This window comes from Pseudomonas sp. B3G-3 (assembly GCF_028640915.1).
In the GTDB taxonomy this organism is placed as follows: Bacteria; Pseudomonadota; Gammaproteobacteria; order Pseudomonadales; family Pseudomonadaceae; genus Aquipseudomonas; species Aquipseudomonas chlororaphis_I.
Genome location: NZ_JAQZAB010000118.1, coordinates 126,166 through 143,291, shown reverse-complemented (window position 1 = coordinate 143,291; position 17,126 = coordinate 126,166). Strand labels below are relative to the sequence as shown.

General features: G+C 63.1%; 14 protein-coding genes. 7 read left to right on the top strand and 7 right to left on the bottom strand.

Annotation, left to right across the window (positions count from 1 at the left end; genetic code table 11):
* Positions 1 to 47 precede the first annotated feature (47 nt).
* The gene (locus PVZ80_RS23100) at positions 48 to 629 is read right to left on the bottom strand and encodes an acyl carrier protein phosphodiesterase (protein WP_028681791.1); all 582 of its coding nucleotides are present in this window, start codon (positions 627 to 629) and stop codon (positions 48 to 50) included.
* A 153-nt stretch (positions 630 to 782) separates the two neighbouring features.
* Here PVZ80_RS23100 and PVZ80_RS23095 point away from each other — a divergent pair, with 153 nt between their 5' ends.
* From PVZ80_RS23095 to PVZ80_RS23085, 3 genes are read left to right on the top strand one after another with little or no spacing between them, the layout of a single operon-like run.
* Positions 783 to 1,097 (top strand): ArsR/SmtB family transcription factor, encoded by a 315-nt coding sequence (locus PVZ80_RS23095; protein WP_009047418.1) that lies wholly within the window; start codon positions 783 to 785, stop codon positions 1,095 to 1,097.
* A 13-nt stretch (positions 1,098 to 1,110) separates the two neighbouring features.
* Complete coding sequence (locus PVZ80_RS23090) at positions 1,111 to 2,277, top strand: MFS transporter (protein WP_028681792.1); 1,167 nt, start codon at positions 1,111 to 1,113, stop codon at positions 2,275 to 2,277.
* 28 nt (positions 2,278 to 2,305) lie between these two features.
* On the top strand, positions 2,306 to 3,355 hold the full coding sequence (locus PVZ80_RS23085) for an alkene reductase (RefSeq protein WP_028681793.1): 1,050 nt from the start codon (positions 2,306 to 2,308) through the stop codon (positions 3,353 to 3,355).
* A 177-nt stretch (positions 3,356 to 3,532) separates the two neighbouring features.
* On the opposite strand, the gene PVZ80_RS23080 is transcribed toward PVZ80_RS23085, so the two are convergent.
* A complete protein-coding gene (locus PVZ80_RS23080) occupies positions 3,533 to 4,420 on the bottom strand; it encodes a DMT family transporter (protein ID WP_028681794.1) in 888 nt (295 codons plus the stop codon).
* 162 nt (positions 4,421 to 4,582) lie between these two features.
* The gene (gene emhR / locus PVZ80_RS23075; protein ID WP_009047414.1) at positions 4,583 to 5,215 is read right to left on the bottom strand and encodes an efflux system transcriptional repressor EmhR; all 633 of its coding nucleotides are present in this window, start codon (positions 5,213 to 5,215) and stop codon (positions 4,583 to 4,585) included.
* Between the two features lie 264 nt (positions 5,216 to 5,479).
* On the opposite strand from emhR, the gene emhA reads away from it, so the two are divergent.
* The 4 genes from emhA to PVZ80_RS23055 all read left to right on the top strand — a co-directional run bounded on the left by emhA (position 5,480) and on the right by PVZ80_RS23055 (position 12,809).
* Positions 5,480 to 6,637, top strand: coding sequence for an efflux RND transporter periplasmic adaptor subunit EmhA (gene emhA, locus PVZ80_RS23070; protein WP_009047413.1), 1,158 nt, complete (start codon positions 5,480 to 5,482; stop codon positions 6,635 to 6,637).
* 3 nt (positions 6,638 to 6,640) lie between these two features.
* Positions 6,641 to 9,787, top strand: a complete 3,147-nt coding sequence (gene emhB, locus PVZ80_RS23065; protein WP_273864600.1) for an efflux RND transporter permease subunit EmhB — start codon at positions 6,641 to 6,643, stop codon at positions 9,785 to 9,787.
* Positions 9,784 to 11,244, top strand: coding sequence for an AdeC/AdeK/OprM family multidrug efflux complex outer membrane factor (adeC, locus tag PVZ80_RS23060; RefSeq protein WP_009047411.1), 1,461 nt, complete (start codon positions 9,784 to 9,786; stop codon positions 11,242 to 11,244). The genes emhB and adeC overlap by 4 nt, the downstream gene beginning before the upstream one ends.
* 299 nt (positions 11,245 to 11,543) lie before the next feature.
* Entirely contained in the window at positions 11,544 to 12,809 is a 1,266-nt protein-coding gene (locus tag PVZ80_RS23055) for an OprD family porin (RefSeq protein ID WP_016702071.1), read from the top strand.
* Between the two features lie 225 nt (positions 12,810 to 13,034).
* On the opposite strand, the gene pcaC is transcribed toward PVZ80_RS23055, so the two are convergent.
* Genes pcaC through PVZ80_RS23035 form a run of 4 tightly spaced genes read right to left on the bottom strand, consistent with a single transcriptional unit; the run spans position 13,035 to position 16,958 of the window.
* Positions 13,035 to 13,427, bottom strand: coding sequence for a 4-carboxymuconolactone decarboxylase (gene pcaC / locus PVZ80_RS23050; RefSeq protein ID WP_273864599.1), 393 nt, complete (start codon positions 13,425 to 13,427; stop codon positions 13,035 to 13,037).
* 11 nt (positions 13,428 to 13,438) lie between these two features.
* Positions 13,439 to 14,239, bottom strand: a complete 801-nt coding sequence (pcaD, locus tag PVZ80_RS23045) for a 3-oxoadipate enol-lactonase (RefSeq protein WP_053268385.1) — start codon at positions 14,237 to 14,239, stop codon at positions 13,439 to 13,441.
* 11 nt (positions 14,240 to 14,250) lie between these two features.
* Positions 14,251 to 15,615 carry a 3-carboxy-cis,cis-muconate cycloisomerase gene (locus PVZ80_RS23040; RefSeq protein WP_273864598.1) on the bottom strand — a complete coding sequence of 455 codons (1,365 nt, stop codon included), beginning with the start codon at positions 15,613 to 15,615 and terminating at the stop codon, positions 14,251 to 14,253.
* Between the two features lie 47 nt (positions 15,616 to 15,662).
* Positions 15,663 to 16,958 carry an MFS family transporter gene (locus PVZ80_RS23035; protein WP_009047405.1) on the bottom strand — a complete coding sequence of 432 codons (1,296 nt, stop codon included), beginning with the start codon at positions 16,956 to 16,958 and terminating at the stop codon, positions 15,663 to 15,665.
* Positions 16,959 to 17,126 lie beyond the last annotated feature (168 nt).

Genomic DNA, 17,126 nt, shown 5'->3' with positions numbered 1-17,126 from the left:
TGAGCCTTGAACCGTATTCAAGGGCCTCATCGCGAGCAAGCTCGCTCCTACACGGGATGGATGTGTTGCGCGGCGAATGCCTGCAACTGCGGGTAGAACGCCCGGAAATCCTCGCTCAACGGCTGATACAGCCGCTCCAGCTCGCCCATCGCCGCCGCCAGCTCTTCCGGACGTGACAGGCGCCGGGCAATCCCACGCAACACCTGCTCCAGCACCTCGAACTCGCGGTAGGAACCCAGCCAGTCATGGGCGGCCATGTGCGGCGCGATCTGCGCCAGGCGCCCGGGCAATCGGGGTTCGGCCGCCAGCACCCGGTACACGTCCGAAGTGAACAGTTCCAACGGCCGGTCGGCATAGAACGCCCAGTCCCGCGCCAGGCAGTGGTCGAAAAACACGTCCAGCACAATGCCGGCGTAACGCCGGCGGGTCAGGGAAAAACGCGACAGCGATTCGCCCACCAGCGGATGGCGGTCGGTAAAGATGTCGATGCTGCGATGCAGCTGGATGGCCGCCTCGATCTCCGGGTCGAACTGGCCCTGCAGGCGCCCTTTGACGAAGTCGCCATACAAACTGCCGAGTAATTGACCGGGGCGCTGGCCGCCGAGGTGCAGATGTGCGAGATAATTCATTCGCGCAGCTTAGCACTGCGCCTCACATATCGTTATAACCCGATATACCGATTAACGCTGATCTCAGATCAAAATCATATTGGTATATCGCGAAATAGCGATTTAAAGTTCGCCTCATCGCGATATAACGTTTTACGGAAAACGAGCACCGCCATGTCCATCGACCTCGACGAAATAATAAAAGCCCTGGCGCACCCAGTACGACGAGACATCCTTATCTGGCTCAAGGACCCGAAGGTCCAGTTCCCCGATCAGACCCACAACCACGAGTACGGCATCTGTGCCGGACAGATCGACCAACGCTGCGGCCTGTCGCAGTCGACCGTCTCCGCGCACCTGGCGACCTTGCAGCGGGCGGGCCTGATCAGCAGCCAGAAAGCCGGCCAATGGCACTTTTTCAAACGCAACGAGGATGTGATCCAAGCCTTCCTCGAAGCGCTCACCCAAGAACTCAGCAGCAGACGCTGACAAGGACCCGACAATGCCCCTCTCGCTCCTCATCCTGGCCTTGAGCGCCTTCGCCATCGGCACCACCGAGTTCGTCATCATGGGCCTGCTGCCCGATGTGGCGAACGACCTGGGTGTGTCGATCCCCGGCGCCGGCTGGCTGGTGACCGGCTACGCCCTGGGCGTGGCCATCGGCGCGCCCTTCATGGCCCTGGCCACCGCCAGGCTGCCGCGCAAGGCCGCCCTGGTAGCGTTGATGGGGATTTTCATCGTCGGCAACCTGCTGTGTGCGCTGGCCAGTGACTACAACGTGCTGATGTTCGCCCGTGTGGTCACCGCCCTGTGCCATGGCGCCTTCTTTGGTATCGGTTCGGTGGTCGCGGCAGGCCTGGTGCCCGCCAACAAGCGTGCCTCCGCCGTGGCCCTGATGTTCACCGGCCTGACCCTGGCCAACGTGCTCGGCGTACCGCTGGGCACTGCCCTGGGCCAGCAGGCCGGATGGCGTTCGACCTTCTGGGCGGTGACCGTGATCGGCGTGATTGCCCTGATCGGCCTGATCCGCTTCCTGCCGGCCAAGCGCGACGAAGAGAAGCTCGACATGCGCTCGGAACTGGTCGCCCTCAAGGGCGCCGGGATCTGGCTGTCGCTGAGCATGACCGCACTGTTCTCCGCCTCGGTATTCACCCTGTTCACCTATGTCGCCCCGCTGCTGGGCGAGGTGACCGGCGTCTCGCCCCAGGGCGTGACCTGGACCCTGGTGCTGATCGGCCTGGGCCTGACCCTGGGCAACATCGTCGGCGGCAAGATGGCCGACAAAAGCCTGTCGGGCACCCTGGTCGGCGTGCTGATCGCCATGGCCGTGACCAGCTCCGTGCTGACCTGGACCAGCGTCGCGCTGATCCCCACCGAAGTCACCCTGTTCCTCTGGGCCACCGCCTGCTTCGCCGCGGTGCCAGCCCTGCAGGTCAATGTGGTGACCTTCGGCAAGGCCGCGCCGAACCTGGTGTCCACGCTGAACATCGGCGCCTTCAACATCGGCAACGCCCTGGGCGCCTGGGTCGGCGGCAGCGTCATCGCCCACGGCTACGGCCTGGTCAACGTGCCGCTGGCGGCCGCCGCGCTGGCGATCCTGGCCCTGCTGGTGACGCTGATTACCTTTCGCCAGGGCGGCAACGCCGATCTGGCTCCTGCGACCAACTGATACGTTCATCTAAAGAAGGGTGTATTTCATGACGACTATTTTCGATCCGATCAAACTCGGCGACCTCGAGCTGGCCAACCGCATCATCATGGCGCCGCTGACCCGTTGCCGCGCCGACGAAGGTCGCGTGCCGAACGCGCTGATGGCCGAGTACTACGTACAACGCGCCTCCGCCGGCCTGATCCTCAGCGAGGCCACTTCGGTGACCCCGATGGGCGTCGGCTACCCGGACACCCCGGGCATCTGGTCCAACGACCAGGTGCGCGGCTGGAGCAACGTGACCAAGGCCGTTCACGGCGCGGGCGGCAAGATCTTCCTGCAGCTGTGGCACGTGGGCCGGGTTTCCCACCCAAGCTACCTGAACGGCGAAGCGCCGGTCGCGCCAAGCGCCATCCAGCCCAAGGGCCACGTCAGCCTGGTGCGTCCGCTGGCCGACTACCCGACCCCGCGCGCCCTGGAAACCGCTGAAATCGCCGATATCGTCGACGCCTACCGGGTCGGCGCCGAGAACGCCAAGGCCGCTGGTTTCGACGGCGTGGAAATCCACGGCGCCAACGGCTACCTGCTGGATCAGTTCCTGCAAAGCTCCACCAACCAGCGCACCGACCAGTACGGCGGCTCCCTGGAAAACCGTGCCCGCCTGCTGCTGGAAGTGACCGACGCCGCCATCGAAGTCTGGGGCGCCGGCCGTGTCGGCGTACACCTGGCGCCACGGGCCGACTCCCATGACATGGGCGACGACAACCTGGCCGAAACCTTCACCTATGTCGCTCGCGAACTGGGCAAACGCGGTATCGCCTTTATCTGCTCCCGCGAGAAAGAAGGCGCCGACAGCCTCGGCCCACAACTGAAAGAAGCCTTCGGCGGCCCGTATATCGCCAACGAGCGCTTCACCAAGGACAGCGCCAACGCCTGGCTGGCCAGCGGCAAGGCCGACGCCGTGGCCTTCGGTGTGCCCTTCATCGCCAACCCGGACCTGCCGGCCCGCCTGAAGGCCGATGCACCGCTGAACGATGCGCGTCCTGAACTGTTCTACGGCAAGGGTCCGGTCGGCTATATCGACTACCCGACGCTGTAAGGCGCTTCAATTAAAAAGCCCCGGACTCGCGAGAGCCGGGGCTTTTTGCTGCCCCTCCTTTTGTAGGAGCGAAGCTTGCTCGCGATGAACCCTCGAGCAACGGGTAGTTTCAGGCATACCGCATTATCGTTGACCGACATCGCGAGCAAGCTTCGCTCCTACAAAAACGGGGCGCGATTAGCTGCGCTTGCGCTGGCCCCAGGCCACGGCCAGGCCGCTGAAGCAGATCACCGCGATCCCGACTATGGCGAAGCTGTCCGGGGTGTGATCGAAGATCAGGTAGCCGTACATGCCCGCGAACAGGATCTGCCCGTAGCTGAATGGCGCCAGCATCGCCGGCGCGGCATGGCGGAAGGCCTGGGTCAGCAACAGGTGGCCAAGCATGCCGCAGGTGCCGAGGCCGATCATGAACAAGGCGTGCCACAGGGTCGGTGTACTCCAGAAGAACGGCAGCGCCGCGCTCATGATCAGGCTGTTGAGAATTCCGGTGAGGAAGTTGCTGGTGGTGGGGCTGTCGACGCCGCTGAGCTTGCGGGTGAGCAACTGATAGAAGCCGAAACACAAGGCCGAGCACAGCGGCAGCAGGATCGCCGGGGTGAACAAGGCGCCGCCCGGACGAATCACGATCAAGACCCCGACGAAACCGGCCAGCACCGCCAGCCATTGGCCGCGGGTCACCCGCTCGCCCAGCAGCGGCACGGACAAGGCGGTGACCAGCAAAGGCGCTAGGAAGTTGACCGCGGTGGCCTCGGCCAGGGGGATATAACGCAGGCCGGTGGTGAAAAACAGGCTGGTGCCGATCAGGCACAAGGCGCGCAACAGTTGCAGGCCTGGCCGCTTGGTACGCACCACGGCGGAGAAACCGCTGCGCGGCACGAACACCACCAGCATCAACAGCGTGTGCACCACATACCGGGCCCAGACCACCATGACGATGGGGTAGAACCCGGACAGGTATTTGGACAGGGTGTCATGACTGGCGAACAGCAAAACCGCCAGGCAAATCAGTGCGATACCTTTTACCGGTTGCTCGGCACCCTTGTAAGCCGCGGTACTTACACTCATTCACACACCCGCAACAATTTCCCTACAAAATACGTAGCTCGCTATCTATCAAGATAAAGTCGCCACGTATATAAAGGCATCCCGGTGAGCCGTGACGAATGAAACATCGCGTTTTATAACGCGCAAACGTTGACATCTGCCGACGTAATTCCGCATTTTGTCTCAATTACGCAGGCTGGGACTCAGGCGCAGCATGTCCAATCCGGTATCGATCCAGCGCTCCGCTTCCTTATGGAGTTCGAAACTGTCCGGCGCCAACAGCCACTGATAAAGAATGCCATCAATATAGGCGTGGATGCTGATGGCCGCCCGGGCAGTATCGAGGTTCTCGGGCAGTTGTCCTCGCTTCACGGCATTGCGCAACCCCAGCTCGATATGCACGTTGCAATCCAGGCTGGCCGCGCGACGCTGGCGCCGCATGTCGCACATTTCATCGGTGATTTCGCACTTGTGAAACAAAATCTCATTAATGCGTCGGGTTTTCGGGTCCAGGGCAATTTGATGAAACAAATGAATCAGCAGCTTGCGCATGCACCCCAGCGGATCGACTTCTTCTTCGTCTTCACTGGCCCTGGCCATTTCATTCAGCGGCTCGCGCAAGGTATCGAGCATGGCCTGCACCAGATCCGCCTTGTTGCTGAAATGCCAGTAAATGGCTCCACGCGTGACACCGGCCAACGCCGCGATATCGGCCAGGGTGGTACGCGCCACACCGCGCTCGTAGAAAGCTTTTTCGGCCGCCTCGAGTATCTGTTTGCGGGTTTCTTGAGCTTCCTCTTTGGTACGACGGACCATGGCAGTAAACCTCGATCAGGATGTTTCAGCGATGCATGAAGCTCATCTGAATAAATATGGAACGGCATCTCGGGTGCCGTTTGCCCAGCCTACAATTCAACGTTTGCAACGGCTTTTGTAACCGAATGGGTACGCCGCCAAGGTATTTACAAACAACCATGAACGTAAGTATATTCCTTAGCAAGCTACTTATCCACTCAGCACCCGTTTTTTACCCTTCCACTTTTCGAGTGCGCATTTTGCGCGCCTGACCCGAGGATCTTCATGCAACTCAAGCCAGCTGTTACCGCTCTGGTCACTGCCGTCGCCCTGGCATCGCTGCTCAGCGGATGTAAAAAGGAAGAGGCGGCTCCCGCCCCACAAGCCCCTCAGGTCGGCGTAGTCACCCTGCAACCTCAAGCCTTTACCCTGACGTCCGAGCTTCCAGGGCGCACCACTGCGTTCCGGATCGCCGAGGTCCGTCCTCAGGTCAACGGCATCATTCTCAAGCGCCTGTTCAAGGAAGGCGGCGACGTCAAGGAAGGTCAGCAGCTCTATCAGATCGATCCGTCGGTCTATGAGTCGACCCTCAAGAGCGCCCAGGCCAACCTGCAATCGACCAAGTCGATCTCCGATCGCTACAAGCAGCTGGTCGACGAACAGGCCGTAAGCCGCCAGGAATACGACACCGCCGTCGCCAACCGCCTGCAATCGGAAGCCGCGCTGCAGAGCGCCCAGATCGACCTGCGCTACACCAAGGTGCTGTCGCCGATCTCCGGGCGTATCGGCCGTTCTTCGGTCACCGAAGGCGCATTGGTCAGCAACGGTCAATCCGCCGCCATGGCAACCATCCAGCAACTCGATCCGATCTACGTCGACGTCACCCAGTCGTCGGTGGAACTGCTCGAGCTGCGCCGCGAGCTGGAAAGCGGTCGCCTGCAGAAGGCCGGCGACAACGCCGCCAAGGTCAAGCTGACCCTGGAAGACGGCAGCCAGTACAAGCTCGATGGCAAGCTGGAGTTCTCCGAAGTGTCGGTCGACGAAACCACCGGCTCCGTGACCCTGCGCGCGGTATTCCCGAACCCTGAACACACCCTGCTGCCAGGCATGTTCGTGCACGCGCAACTGCAGGCCGGCGTGAATGCCGCGGCGATTCTCGCCCCGCAACAAGGCGTGACCCGCGACCTCAAGGGCACACCGACCGCCCTGGTGGTTGGCCCGGACAACAAGGTTGAACTGCGTCAGCTCAAGGCCAGCCGCACCGTCGGCAACCAGTGGCTGATCGAGGACGGCCTGAAGGCCGGTGATCGCCTGATCACCGAAGGGCTGCAATTCGTCCGACCTGGCGTCGAAGTCAAAGCCAGCGAAGCGACCAACGTTCCAGCAAAAAACCCGGCCACTGCACAGGCAACTGACAAAGCTGCAGGCGGCAAAGGGGAGTAAACCATGTCGAAATTTTTTATCGACCGTCCGATTTTCGCCTGGGTAATCGCCCTGGTGATCATGCTGGTCGGGGCTCTATCGATCCTCAAATTGCCGATCAACCAATACCCGAGCATCGCGCCTCCAGCGATCGCCATCTCCGTGACCTACCCAGGTGCTTCCGCACAGACCGTGCAGGACACCGTGGTCCAGGTTATCGAGCAGCAGCTCAACGGTATCGACAACCTGCGTTATGTGTCCTCGGAAAGTAACTCCGACGGCAGCATGACCATTACTGCGACCTTCGAGCAGGGCACCAACTCGGACACCGCGCAGGTCCAGGTGCAGAACAAGCTGAACCTGGCCACCCCGCTGCTGCCGCAAGAAGTGCAGCAACAGGGTATCCGCGTGACCAAGGCGGTGAAGAACTTCCTGTTGGTGATCGGTGTGGTTTCCGAGGACGGCAGCATGTCCAAGGACGACCTCTCGAACTACATCGTGTCCAACATGCAGGACCCGATCTCGCGAACCGCAGGCGTGGGTGACTTCCAGGTGTTCGGTGCCCAGTACGCCATGCGTATCTGGCTCGACCCGGCCAAGCTGAACAACTTCAACCTGACTCCGGTTGACGTGAAGAACGCCGTGGCGGCGCAGAACGTCCAGGTGTCGTCCGGCCAGATCGGTGGCTTGCCAGCCCTGCCAGGCCAGCAACTGAACGCCACCATCATTGGCAAGACCCGCCTGCAGACTGCCGAGCAGTTCAAGGCGATCCTGCTGAAGGTCAACGCGGACGGCTCGCAAGTGCGCCTGGGCGATGTCGCCGATGTCGCCCTGGGGGGGGAAAACTACTCCGTCAGTGCTCAGTTCAACGGTGCCCCGGCTTCCGGCCTGGCCGTGAAACTGGCCAACGGCGCCAACGCCCTGGACACCGCCAAGGCCCTGCGCAAGACCATCAGCGACCTGGAGCCGTTCTTCCCGCAAGGCATGAAAGTGGTATTCCCGTACGACACCACCCCGGTGGTGACCGAGTCGATCAAGGGTGTGGTCGAGACCCTGGTCGAAGCGATCGTGCTGGTGTTCCTGGTGATGTTCCTGTTCCTGCAGAACTTCCGCGCCACCGTCATCACCACCATGACCGTTCCGGTGGTGTTGCTGGGTACCTTCGGCATCCTCGCGGCCGCCGGGTTCAGCATCAACACCCTGACCATGTTCGGCATGGTGCTGGCCATCGGCTTGCTGGTGGACGACGCCATCGTCGTGGTGGAAAACGTCGAGCGGGTAATGGCCGAGGAAGGCCTGTCACCCAAGGAAGCGACCAAGAAGTCCATGGGCCAGATCCAGGGCGCCCTGGTCGGTATTGCCCTGGTGCTGTCGGCGGTACTGCTGCCGATGGCGTTCTTCAGCGGTTCCACCGGTGTGATCTACAAGCAGTTCTCGATCACCGTGGTCTCGGCCATGGCGCTGTCGGTCCTGGTTGCCCTGATCTTCACCCCGGCCCTGTGCGCCACCATGCTCAAGGCCATTCCCCACGGCGAACACGCCGCGCCGAAACGCGGCTTCTTCGGCTGGTTCAACCGTACCTTCGACCGCAGCGTCAAAAGCTACGAGCGTGGCGTGGGCAACATCCTGCGGCACAAGGCGCCTTACCTGCTGGCCTACGCGCTGATCGTGGTCGGCATGATCTGGCTGTTCGCCCGTATCCCGACTGCGTTCCTTCCGGAAGAAGACCAGGGCGTACTGTTCGCCCAGGTACAGACCCCGGCCGGCTCCAGTTCCGAGCGGACCCAGGTGGTCGTCGACGAAATGCGCGCCTACCTGCTGGACAAGGAAAAGGACACCGTGGCCTCGGTCTTCACCGTGAACGGCTTCAACTTCGCCGGTCGCGGCCAGAGTTCGGGCATGGCGTTCATCATGCTCAAGCCGTGGGACGAACGCTCCGTGGAAAACAGCGTGTTCAACCTGGCCGCCCGTGCCCAGCAGCACTTCTTCAGCTTCCGCGATGCGATGGTGTTCGCCTTCGCCCCACCGGCGGTACTGGAGCTGGGTAACGCCACCGGTTTCGACGTGTTCCTGCAGGACCGCGCCGGTATCGGCCACGAGAAACTGATGGAAGCGCGCAACCAGTTCCTCGGCATGGCGGCGCAGAGCAAGATCCTCTCCCAGGTGCGTCCGAACGGCCTGAACGACGAGCCGCAGTACCAGCTGGAAATCGATGACGAGAAGGCCAGCGCCCTGGGCGTGACCATCTCCGACATCAACAACACCTTGTCGATTGCCCTGGGCAGTAGCTACGTCAACGACTTCATCGACCGCGGTCGGGTAAAGAAGGTGTACATCCAGGGCCAGCCTAACGCTCGCATGAGCCCCGAGGACCTGAAGAAGTGGTACGTGCGCAACAGCGCCGGGACCATGGTGCCGTTCGCCTCCTTCGCCAAGGGCACGTGGATCTACGGTTCGCCGAAACTGGCCCGTTACAACGGCGTGGAAGCGGTGGAAGTCCTGGGTGCCCCGGCGCCGGGCTACAGTACCGGTGAAGCCATGGCCGAAGTCGAAGCCATCGCCAAGAAGCTGCCGGCCGGTGTCGGTATCTCCTGGACCGGCCTGTCCTACGAGGAACGCCTGTCGGGCTCGCAAGCGCCTGCGCTGTACGCCTTGTCGCTGCTGATGGTGTTCCTGTGTCTGGCGGCGCTGTATGAAAGCTGGTCGATTCCGATCGCGGTCATGCTGGTGGTGCCGCTGGGGATCATCGGTGCGCTGATGGCGACCAGCCTGCGCGGCCTGTCCAACGACGTGTACTTCCAGGTGGGGCTGTTGGTGACCATCGGTCTGGCGGCGAAAAACGCCATTCTGATCGTCGAGTTCGCCAAGGAACTGCACGAACAGGGCCGCAGCCTGGTGGACGCGGCGATCGAAGCCTGCCGCATGCGTCTGCGTCCGATCATCATGACCTCCCTGGCCTTCGTGCTCGGTGTGGTACCGCTGGCCATCTCCACCGGCGCAGGCTCGGGTAGCCAGCATGCGATCGGTACCGGGGTGATTGGCGGTATGCTCACCGCGACTGTCCTGGCAATATTCTGGGTACCTTTGTTCTTCGTCACCGTGTCCAAGATGGGCCGCCGCAAGGCAGACGAAGCGCAAACTACTGAAACTCCTGAAGAGGCTGGCCAATGAGCAAGTCGCTACTCTCCCTCGCAATCACCGCCGCCGTGCTGAGTGGTTGCTCGCTGATACCGGATTATCAGCAGCCGCAAGCGCCGGTCGCGGCGCAATACCCGCAAGGGCCGGCCTATTCGCCTGCGGAGGCAGCCAACCAGGCAGCCGCCGAACAGGGCTGGCGGCAGTTTTTCCATGACCCTGCCCTGCAGCAGCTGATCCAGACCGCGCTGGTGAACAACCGCGACCTGCGGGTCGCGGCGCTGAACATCGACGCCTACGCCGCGCAGTACCAGATCCAGCGCGCGGACCTGTTCCCGGCGATTTCGGCCAACGGCAGCGGCAGTCGTCAACGTACCCCGGCGCGGATGTCGCAGACCGGTGAAGCGGCCATCTCCAGCCAGTACTCGGCAACCCTGGGTATCAGCGCTTACGAGCTGGACCTGTTCGGTCGCGTTCGCAGCTTGAGCGAGCAGGCCTTGCAGACCTACTTCTCCAGCGAAGAAGCCCGGCGCAGCACGCAGATCAGCCTGGTGGCCAGCGTGGCCAACGCCTACCTGACCTGGCAGGCCGACAAGGAACTGCTCAAGCTGACCCAGGACACCCTGGCGGCCTACGAGGAGAGCTACCGCCTCACCTCGCGCAGCAACGAAGTCGGCGTGGCCTCGGCCCTGGACCTGAGCCAGGCGCGGACCTCGGTGGAAAACGCCCGGGTGCAACTGGCGCGTTACACCCGCCAGGTGGCCCAGGACGAAAACAGCCTGACCCTGCTGCTGGGTACCTCGATCCCGGCCAACCTGCCGAGCGCGCAGCCGTTGTCGGCCGACCTGCTCAGCGAGTTGCCGGCCGGCCTGCCGTCGGAACTGCTGCAACGCCGTCCGGACATCCTCGCCGCCGAGCACAACCTGAAAGCCGCCAACGCCAGTATTGGCGCGGCACGCGCGGCGTTCTTCCCGAGCATCAGCCTGACCGCCAATGCCGGGACCTTGAGCCCGGACATGGGCGGCCTGTTCAAGGGCGGCTCGGGCACCTGGTCGTTCGCGCCGCAGATCAATATCCCGATCTTCAACGCCGGCAGCCTGCGCGCCAGCCTGGATTACTCGAAAATCCAGAAAGACATCAACGTGGCGCAGTACGAGAAGTCCATCCAGACCGCCTTCCAGGAAGTCTCCGATGGCCTGGCCGCACGTCAGACCTACAACCAGCAGTTGCAAGCCCAGCGTGACTTCGTCAACGCCAACCAGGACTACTACCGTCTGGCCGAGCGTCGCTACCGCATCGGTGTCGACAGCAACCTGACCTTCCTCGACGCCCAGCGCTCGCTGTTCAGCGCGCAGCAAGCGTTGATCACCGACCGGCTTGCGCAGCTGACCAGCGAGGTCAACCTGTACAAGGCCCTGGGTGGCGGTTGGAACGAGCAAGGTTCGCAGAAAGCCGAAGTGAGCAAAGAGGCACCGCCACTGAAGCTGTTCTGAGTGCATGACGCTTGAAAAAAGCCCACCTTCCGGTGGGCTTTTTTATGGGCCGAAGACGGCCGCCACTTGTGTTCGTTAATCGCCCAAAACCCGCCAAGGCCAATTGAACAGGCCCGTTGATCCAACGCACCATTCCCCGCACCTACAAAAACCAATAACAACAGGTTCGTCATCATGACCCCGCGCCCTGCCCGCTCCGGCTGATTCCGTTCCATCCACCCTCCCGGTTTCAACCTTGTCTGCAACCTGACGTTGCGGCAGCGCCCTGCCTCACCCCTAACAATTAGAGAGCCCGATCCATGAAGCCATCCACTCGCACTCCCTATTCCCTGCTGCCCAGCCTGCTGGCCGTCAGCATCGCCGGCACGGCCCTGCCGGTCATGGCCGCGGAGTCCGGCTTTCTCGAAGACGCCAAGGTCAACCTGAACCTGCGCAACTTCTACATCAACCGTAACTTCACCAACCCGGGCAAGAGCCAGGGCAAGGCTGAAGAGTGGACCCAGAGCTTCATCCTCGACGCCAAGTCCGGCTTCACCCAGGGCACCATCGGTTTCGGCATGGACGTGCTGGGGCTGTACTCGCTGAAGCTCGATGGTGGCAAGGGCACCGGCGGCACCCAGCTGCTGCCCCTGGATCACGACGGGCGTCCGGCCGACCACTTCGGCCGCACGGGCGTCGCGTTCAAGGCCCGCCTGTCGCAGACCGAAGTCAAGGTCGGCGAATGGATGCCAGTGCTGCCGATCCTGCGCTCGGACGACGGTCGCTCCCTGCCCCAGACCTTCCGCGGCGGCCAGATCACCTCGAAGGAAATTGACGGCCTGACCCTCTACGGCGGCCAGTTCCGCGCCAACAGCCCGCGTGACGACAGCAGCATGAGCGACATGTCGATGACCGGCAAAGCGGCCTTCACCTCCGACCGTTTCAACTTCCAGGGCGGCGAATACAGCTTCAACGACAAGCGCACCCAGGTCGGGGTGTGGAACGCCCAGCTCAAGGACATCTACAGCCAGCAATACCTCAACCTGATCCATAGCCAGCCGCTGGGCGACTGGACCCTGGGCGCCAACATCGGCTTCTTCTACGGCAAGGAAGATGGCAGCGCCCGCGCCGGCGACCTGGACAACAAGACCTGGTCGGGCCTGTTCTCGGCCAAGTACGGCGGCCACACCTTCTATGTCGGCCTGCAGAAACTCACCGGCGACAGCGCTTGGATGCGCGTCAACGGCACCAGCGGCGGCACCCTGGCCAACGACAGCTACAACGCCAGCTACGACAACGCCCAGGAAAGATCCTGGCAACTGCGCCATGACTACAACTTCGTCGCGGTCGGCATACCCGGCCTGACCCTGATGAACCGCTACATCAAGGGCGACAACGTGCACACCGGCACCATCACCGACGGCAAGGAATGGGGACGCGAGAGCGAGCTGGCCTACACCGTGCAAAGCGGCACGCTGAAGAACCTCAACGTCAAATGGCGCAACTCGACCATGCGCCGCGACTTCAGCACCAACGAGTTCGACGAGAACCGCCTGATCATCAGCTACCCGATCAGCCTGCTGTAAACCCACTCGCTCGCCCACACCAAAAACAAGGCCAGCCCCATTCCCCGGGGCTGGCCTTGTTTTTTTGCAGGAGCGAAGCTTGCTCGCGATGATCGTCAACGATGGCGCGTACTGACTGGCTGAACGCCGCACCCTCAGGTTCATCGCGAGCAAGCTCGCTCCTGCAGGGAAAACGCAGCGGCGCCGAGTTGCTCGGCGCCGCCTTTCTTTACAAGTCGCGGGTCATCAGGCGCGGGATTCGACGCCCAGCTCGTCCCACACCGACTCGGCCAGGTGGAAGGTCGCGTTGGCCGCCGGAATACCGCAGTAGATCGCGCTCTGCATGATCACTTCCTTGATCTCGGCGCGGCTCACGCCGTTGTTGGCGGCGGCGCGCAGGTGCAGCTTGAGCTCTTCGTTGCGGTTCATGCCGATCAGCATGGCGATGGTGATCAGGCTGCGGGTGTGGCGTGGCAGGCCCGGACGTGTCCAGATATCGCCCCAGGCGTGCCGGGTGATCATTTCCTGGAACTCCGAGTTGAACTCGGTCAGGGTGTTCAGGCTGCGATCGACATGGGCGTCGCCCAGCACCGCGCGACGCACTTGCATGCCTTCGGCGTAACGTTGTTGCTCGTCCATCGGGGGCATCCTCAAATGTTCTGGTCAGCCAGCAGAAATGCCACGACCCGCTCGCTGAACGCCGCGCCGGCCTGGACGTTGGACAGGTGCGCCGCATGGAACTCGGCGTATTCGGCGCCGCGCACGCGCTCCTGAATGAAATGCCCGCCGGAGGGCGGCGTGACCGCATCTTCGGTACCGGACACCACCAGGGTCGGTGCCTCGATCGCCGACAGTTGATCGCGGAAATCCGCATCGCGCACCGCCGCGCAGTTGGCGGCATAACCCTGGGGCGAGGTGGCCGCCAGCATGTCGGTGATCAGCTTGGCCTGGTCCGGGTGCGCCACGGCGAAGGCCGGGGTGAACCAGCGGGCGATCGAGGCATCGCGCAATGCGACCATGGCCGCCTGGCCATCGCGCAGCACGGTTTCGATGCGCGGGTTCCATACCGATGGATCGCCGATCTTCGCCGCGGTGTTGCACACCACCAGCTTGTTCAGGCGCTCGCCGGCATTGATGCCCAGCCACTGGCCGATCAGCCCGCCCATGGACAGGCCGCAGAAATGCGCGCGCTGGATATGCAGCGCATCCAGCAGCGCCAGCACGTCACGGCCCAACTGCTCGATGCTGTAGGGGCCTTCGGTGACCAGGGATTTGCCGTGGCCACGGGTGTCGAAACGCAGCACGCGGAAGTGCTTGGTAAAGGCCGGAATCTGCATGTCCCACATGTGCAGGTCGGTACCCAGGGAGTTGGACAGGACCAGCACCGGCGCATCGACCGGGCCGTCCAGTTGGTAATGCAGTTCGCCATCGGCGAGTTGTACGAATGCCACGGCAGTCTCCTTCAGGCGTTCAAGGCTAAATGTTCGGCCACGGCGCGCTCGACCCAGGCGTGTGCCTGGCCGAGGTAATGCGCCGGGTCCAGCAGGCGATCCAGTTCTTCCGCCGACAGCTCGGCGGTCACTTGCGGCTCATCCCCCAGCACCGCGCGCAGATGCCGTTGTTCGGCCACCGCACGCTTGCAGCACTGCTCCAGCAGATGGTGTGCGGTCTCGCGGCCCAGGCGCTGGGCCAGGGCGATGCTCACGGCTTCCGCCAGCACCAGCCCCTGGGTCAGGTCGAGGTTCCTGGCCATGCGCGCGGCGTCGACTTCCAGCCCGTCGGCCACCAGCAGCGCCTGTTGCAAGGCACCGGACACCAGGCAGCAGATCTCCGGCAGGGTTTCCCATTCGGCGTGCCACAGGCCCAGGCTGCGTTCGTGCTCCTGGGGCATGGCGCTGAACATAGTCGCCAGCAGCCCGGGAACCCGGGTCGCCGCGCCGATCAATACCGCCGCGCCCACCGGGTTGCGCTTGTGCGGCATGGTCGAGGAGCCGCCCTTGCCCGGCGCCGACGGCTCGAAGACTTCCGCCGCCTCGGTCTGCATCAGCAGGCTGATGTCACGGCCGAGCTTGCCGAGGCTGCCAGCGATCAGGCCAAGCACCGAGGCGAACTCCACCAGCCGGTCGCGCTGGGTGTGCCAGGGCTGTTCCGGCAGGCTCAGTTGCAACTCCTCGGCCAGGGCCTGGGCAATGGGCAGGGCCTGCTCGCCCAGAGCCGCGAGGGTGCCCGAGGCCCCGCCGAACTGCAGCACCAGCAAGCGCGGCTTGAGCTGCGCCAGACGCTCGCGGCTGCGGGTCACGGCCCCCAGCCAGCCGGCGATCTTCATGCCGAGGGTGACCGGCGTGGCATGTTGCAGCCAGGTGCGGCCGGCCATGGGTGTGTCGGCATAACGTTGGGCCTGGGCGGCCAGGATGCCGCCGAGGCGCGCCAGGTCGTTGTCGATCAGGCTCAGCGCCTGCCGCAGTTGCAGGACCAACCCGCTGTCCATCACATCCTGGCTGGTGGCGCCCAGGTGCACATAACGCTCGGCGCTGGCATCGGTCTTGGCGATCTGCTTGCCCAGGGCCTTGACCAGTGGGATCGCTGAGTTGCCCGCAGTGGCGATGGCCTGGCCCAGGGCGGAAAAATCATAGAGTCCGGCGCGGCAGGCCGCCTCGATCGGCGCCACCGCCGCGGCCGGAATCACTCCGACCCGAGCCTCGGCCCGGGCCAGCGCGGCCTCGAAGTCGAGCATGGCCTGGACCCGACCCTGGTCGCAGAACACCGCGCGCATATCGCGGGTGGTGAAGTAGGCATCGAACAGTTGGTTGCTCGCCGGTGTACTCATAAACAATCCTTTGGGGCGTGCGTCCGCGACGGACGCGCGCGGACAGGTCAAAGATCGTGGTGCAGGTACGCCGCCTGTTTAGGCAGACGCAGGCTGAACAGGAAGGCAATCGCCATCATCGCCGTCACGTACCAGTAGAAGGTGTTTTCCATGCCCAGGGATTTCAGGCCCAGGGCCACGTATTCCGCCGAACCGCCGAACAGCGCGTTGGCCACCGCATAAGCCAGGCCTACCCCCAGCGCCCGCACTTGCGGCGGGAACATCTCGGCTTTTACCAGGCCGCTGATGGAGGTGTAGAAACTGACGATCGCCAGGGCCAGGGTGATCAGCACGAAGGCCAGGAACGGGCTGCTGATGGTTTTCAGGGTCAGCAGGATAGGCACGGTGCACAGCGTGCCCAACGCGCCGAACCAGAGCATCGAGTTACGCCGGCCGATCTTGTCCGCCAGCATGCCGAACAGCGGCTGCATGCACATATAAAGGAACAGCGCGCCGGTCATGATGTAGCTGGCGGTCTTGGCGTGCATGCCGGCGGTGTTCACCAGGTATTTCTGCATATAGGTGGTGAAGGTGTAGAAAATCAGCGAGCCGCCGGCGGTGTAGCCGAGCACGGTGACAAAGGCCTTCGAGTGATGCTTGAACAGCGCGGCCACGCTGCCGGCGTCCTTGTCTTCACGCATTTCCTTGCTGGTGGTTTCTTTCAGCGAACGCCGCAGCAGCAGGGAGATCAGGGCCGCGATGGCGCCGATCACGAACGGAATGCGCCAGCCCCAGGCCTTGAGTTCCGCCTCGTCGAGAAACTGTTGCAGGATCACCACCACCAGCACCGCCAGCAGTTGCCCGCCGATCAGGGTCACGTACTGGAAGGAGGCGAAGAACCCGCGCTGGCCCTTGAGCGCGACTTCGCTCATGTAGGTCGCGGTGGTGCCGTATTCCCCGCCCACCGACAGGCCCTGGAACAGCCGCGCCATCAGCAGCAGCGCCGGCGCCCAGGCACCGATGCTGGCGTAGGTCGGCAGGAAGGCGATGACCAAGGAGCCGGCGCACATCATCAGCACCGAGATCATCATGGAATTCTTGCGCCCGTGCTTGTCGGCCACCCGGCCGAACAGCCAGCCGCCGATAGGACGCATCAGGAACCCGGCGGCGAACACGCCGGCGGTATTGAGCAGTTGCACCGTGGGGTCGTCGGAGGGGAAAAACGCCGGGGCGAAATAGATCGCGCAGAAGGCGTAGACGTAGAAGTCGAACCATTCGACCAGGTTGCCGGAGGAGGCGCCGACGATCGCGAAGATCCTCTTGCTGCGTTCCTCGGTCGTGTAGTGACTGGTTAACGTTGTCATGGCTTTTCACTCTTTGGGGACGTGGTGAGTCTAGACATACTTTGTAACAGTCCCGTTCCGCAAGACGACCTTGGGGGGTATCGGCCTATTCGGCCTTATCGCGAGCAAGCTCGCTCCTACAGGATGTGGGTCGATCACGATGCCGTGATTCAACTGCGGTCATGTAGG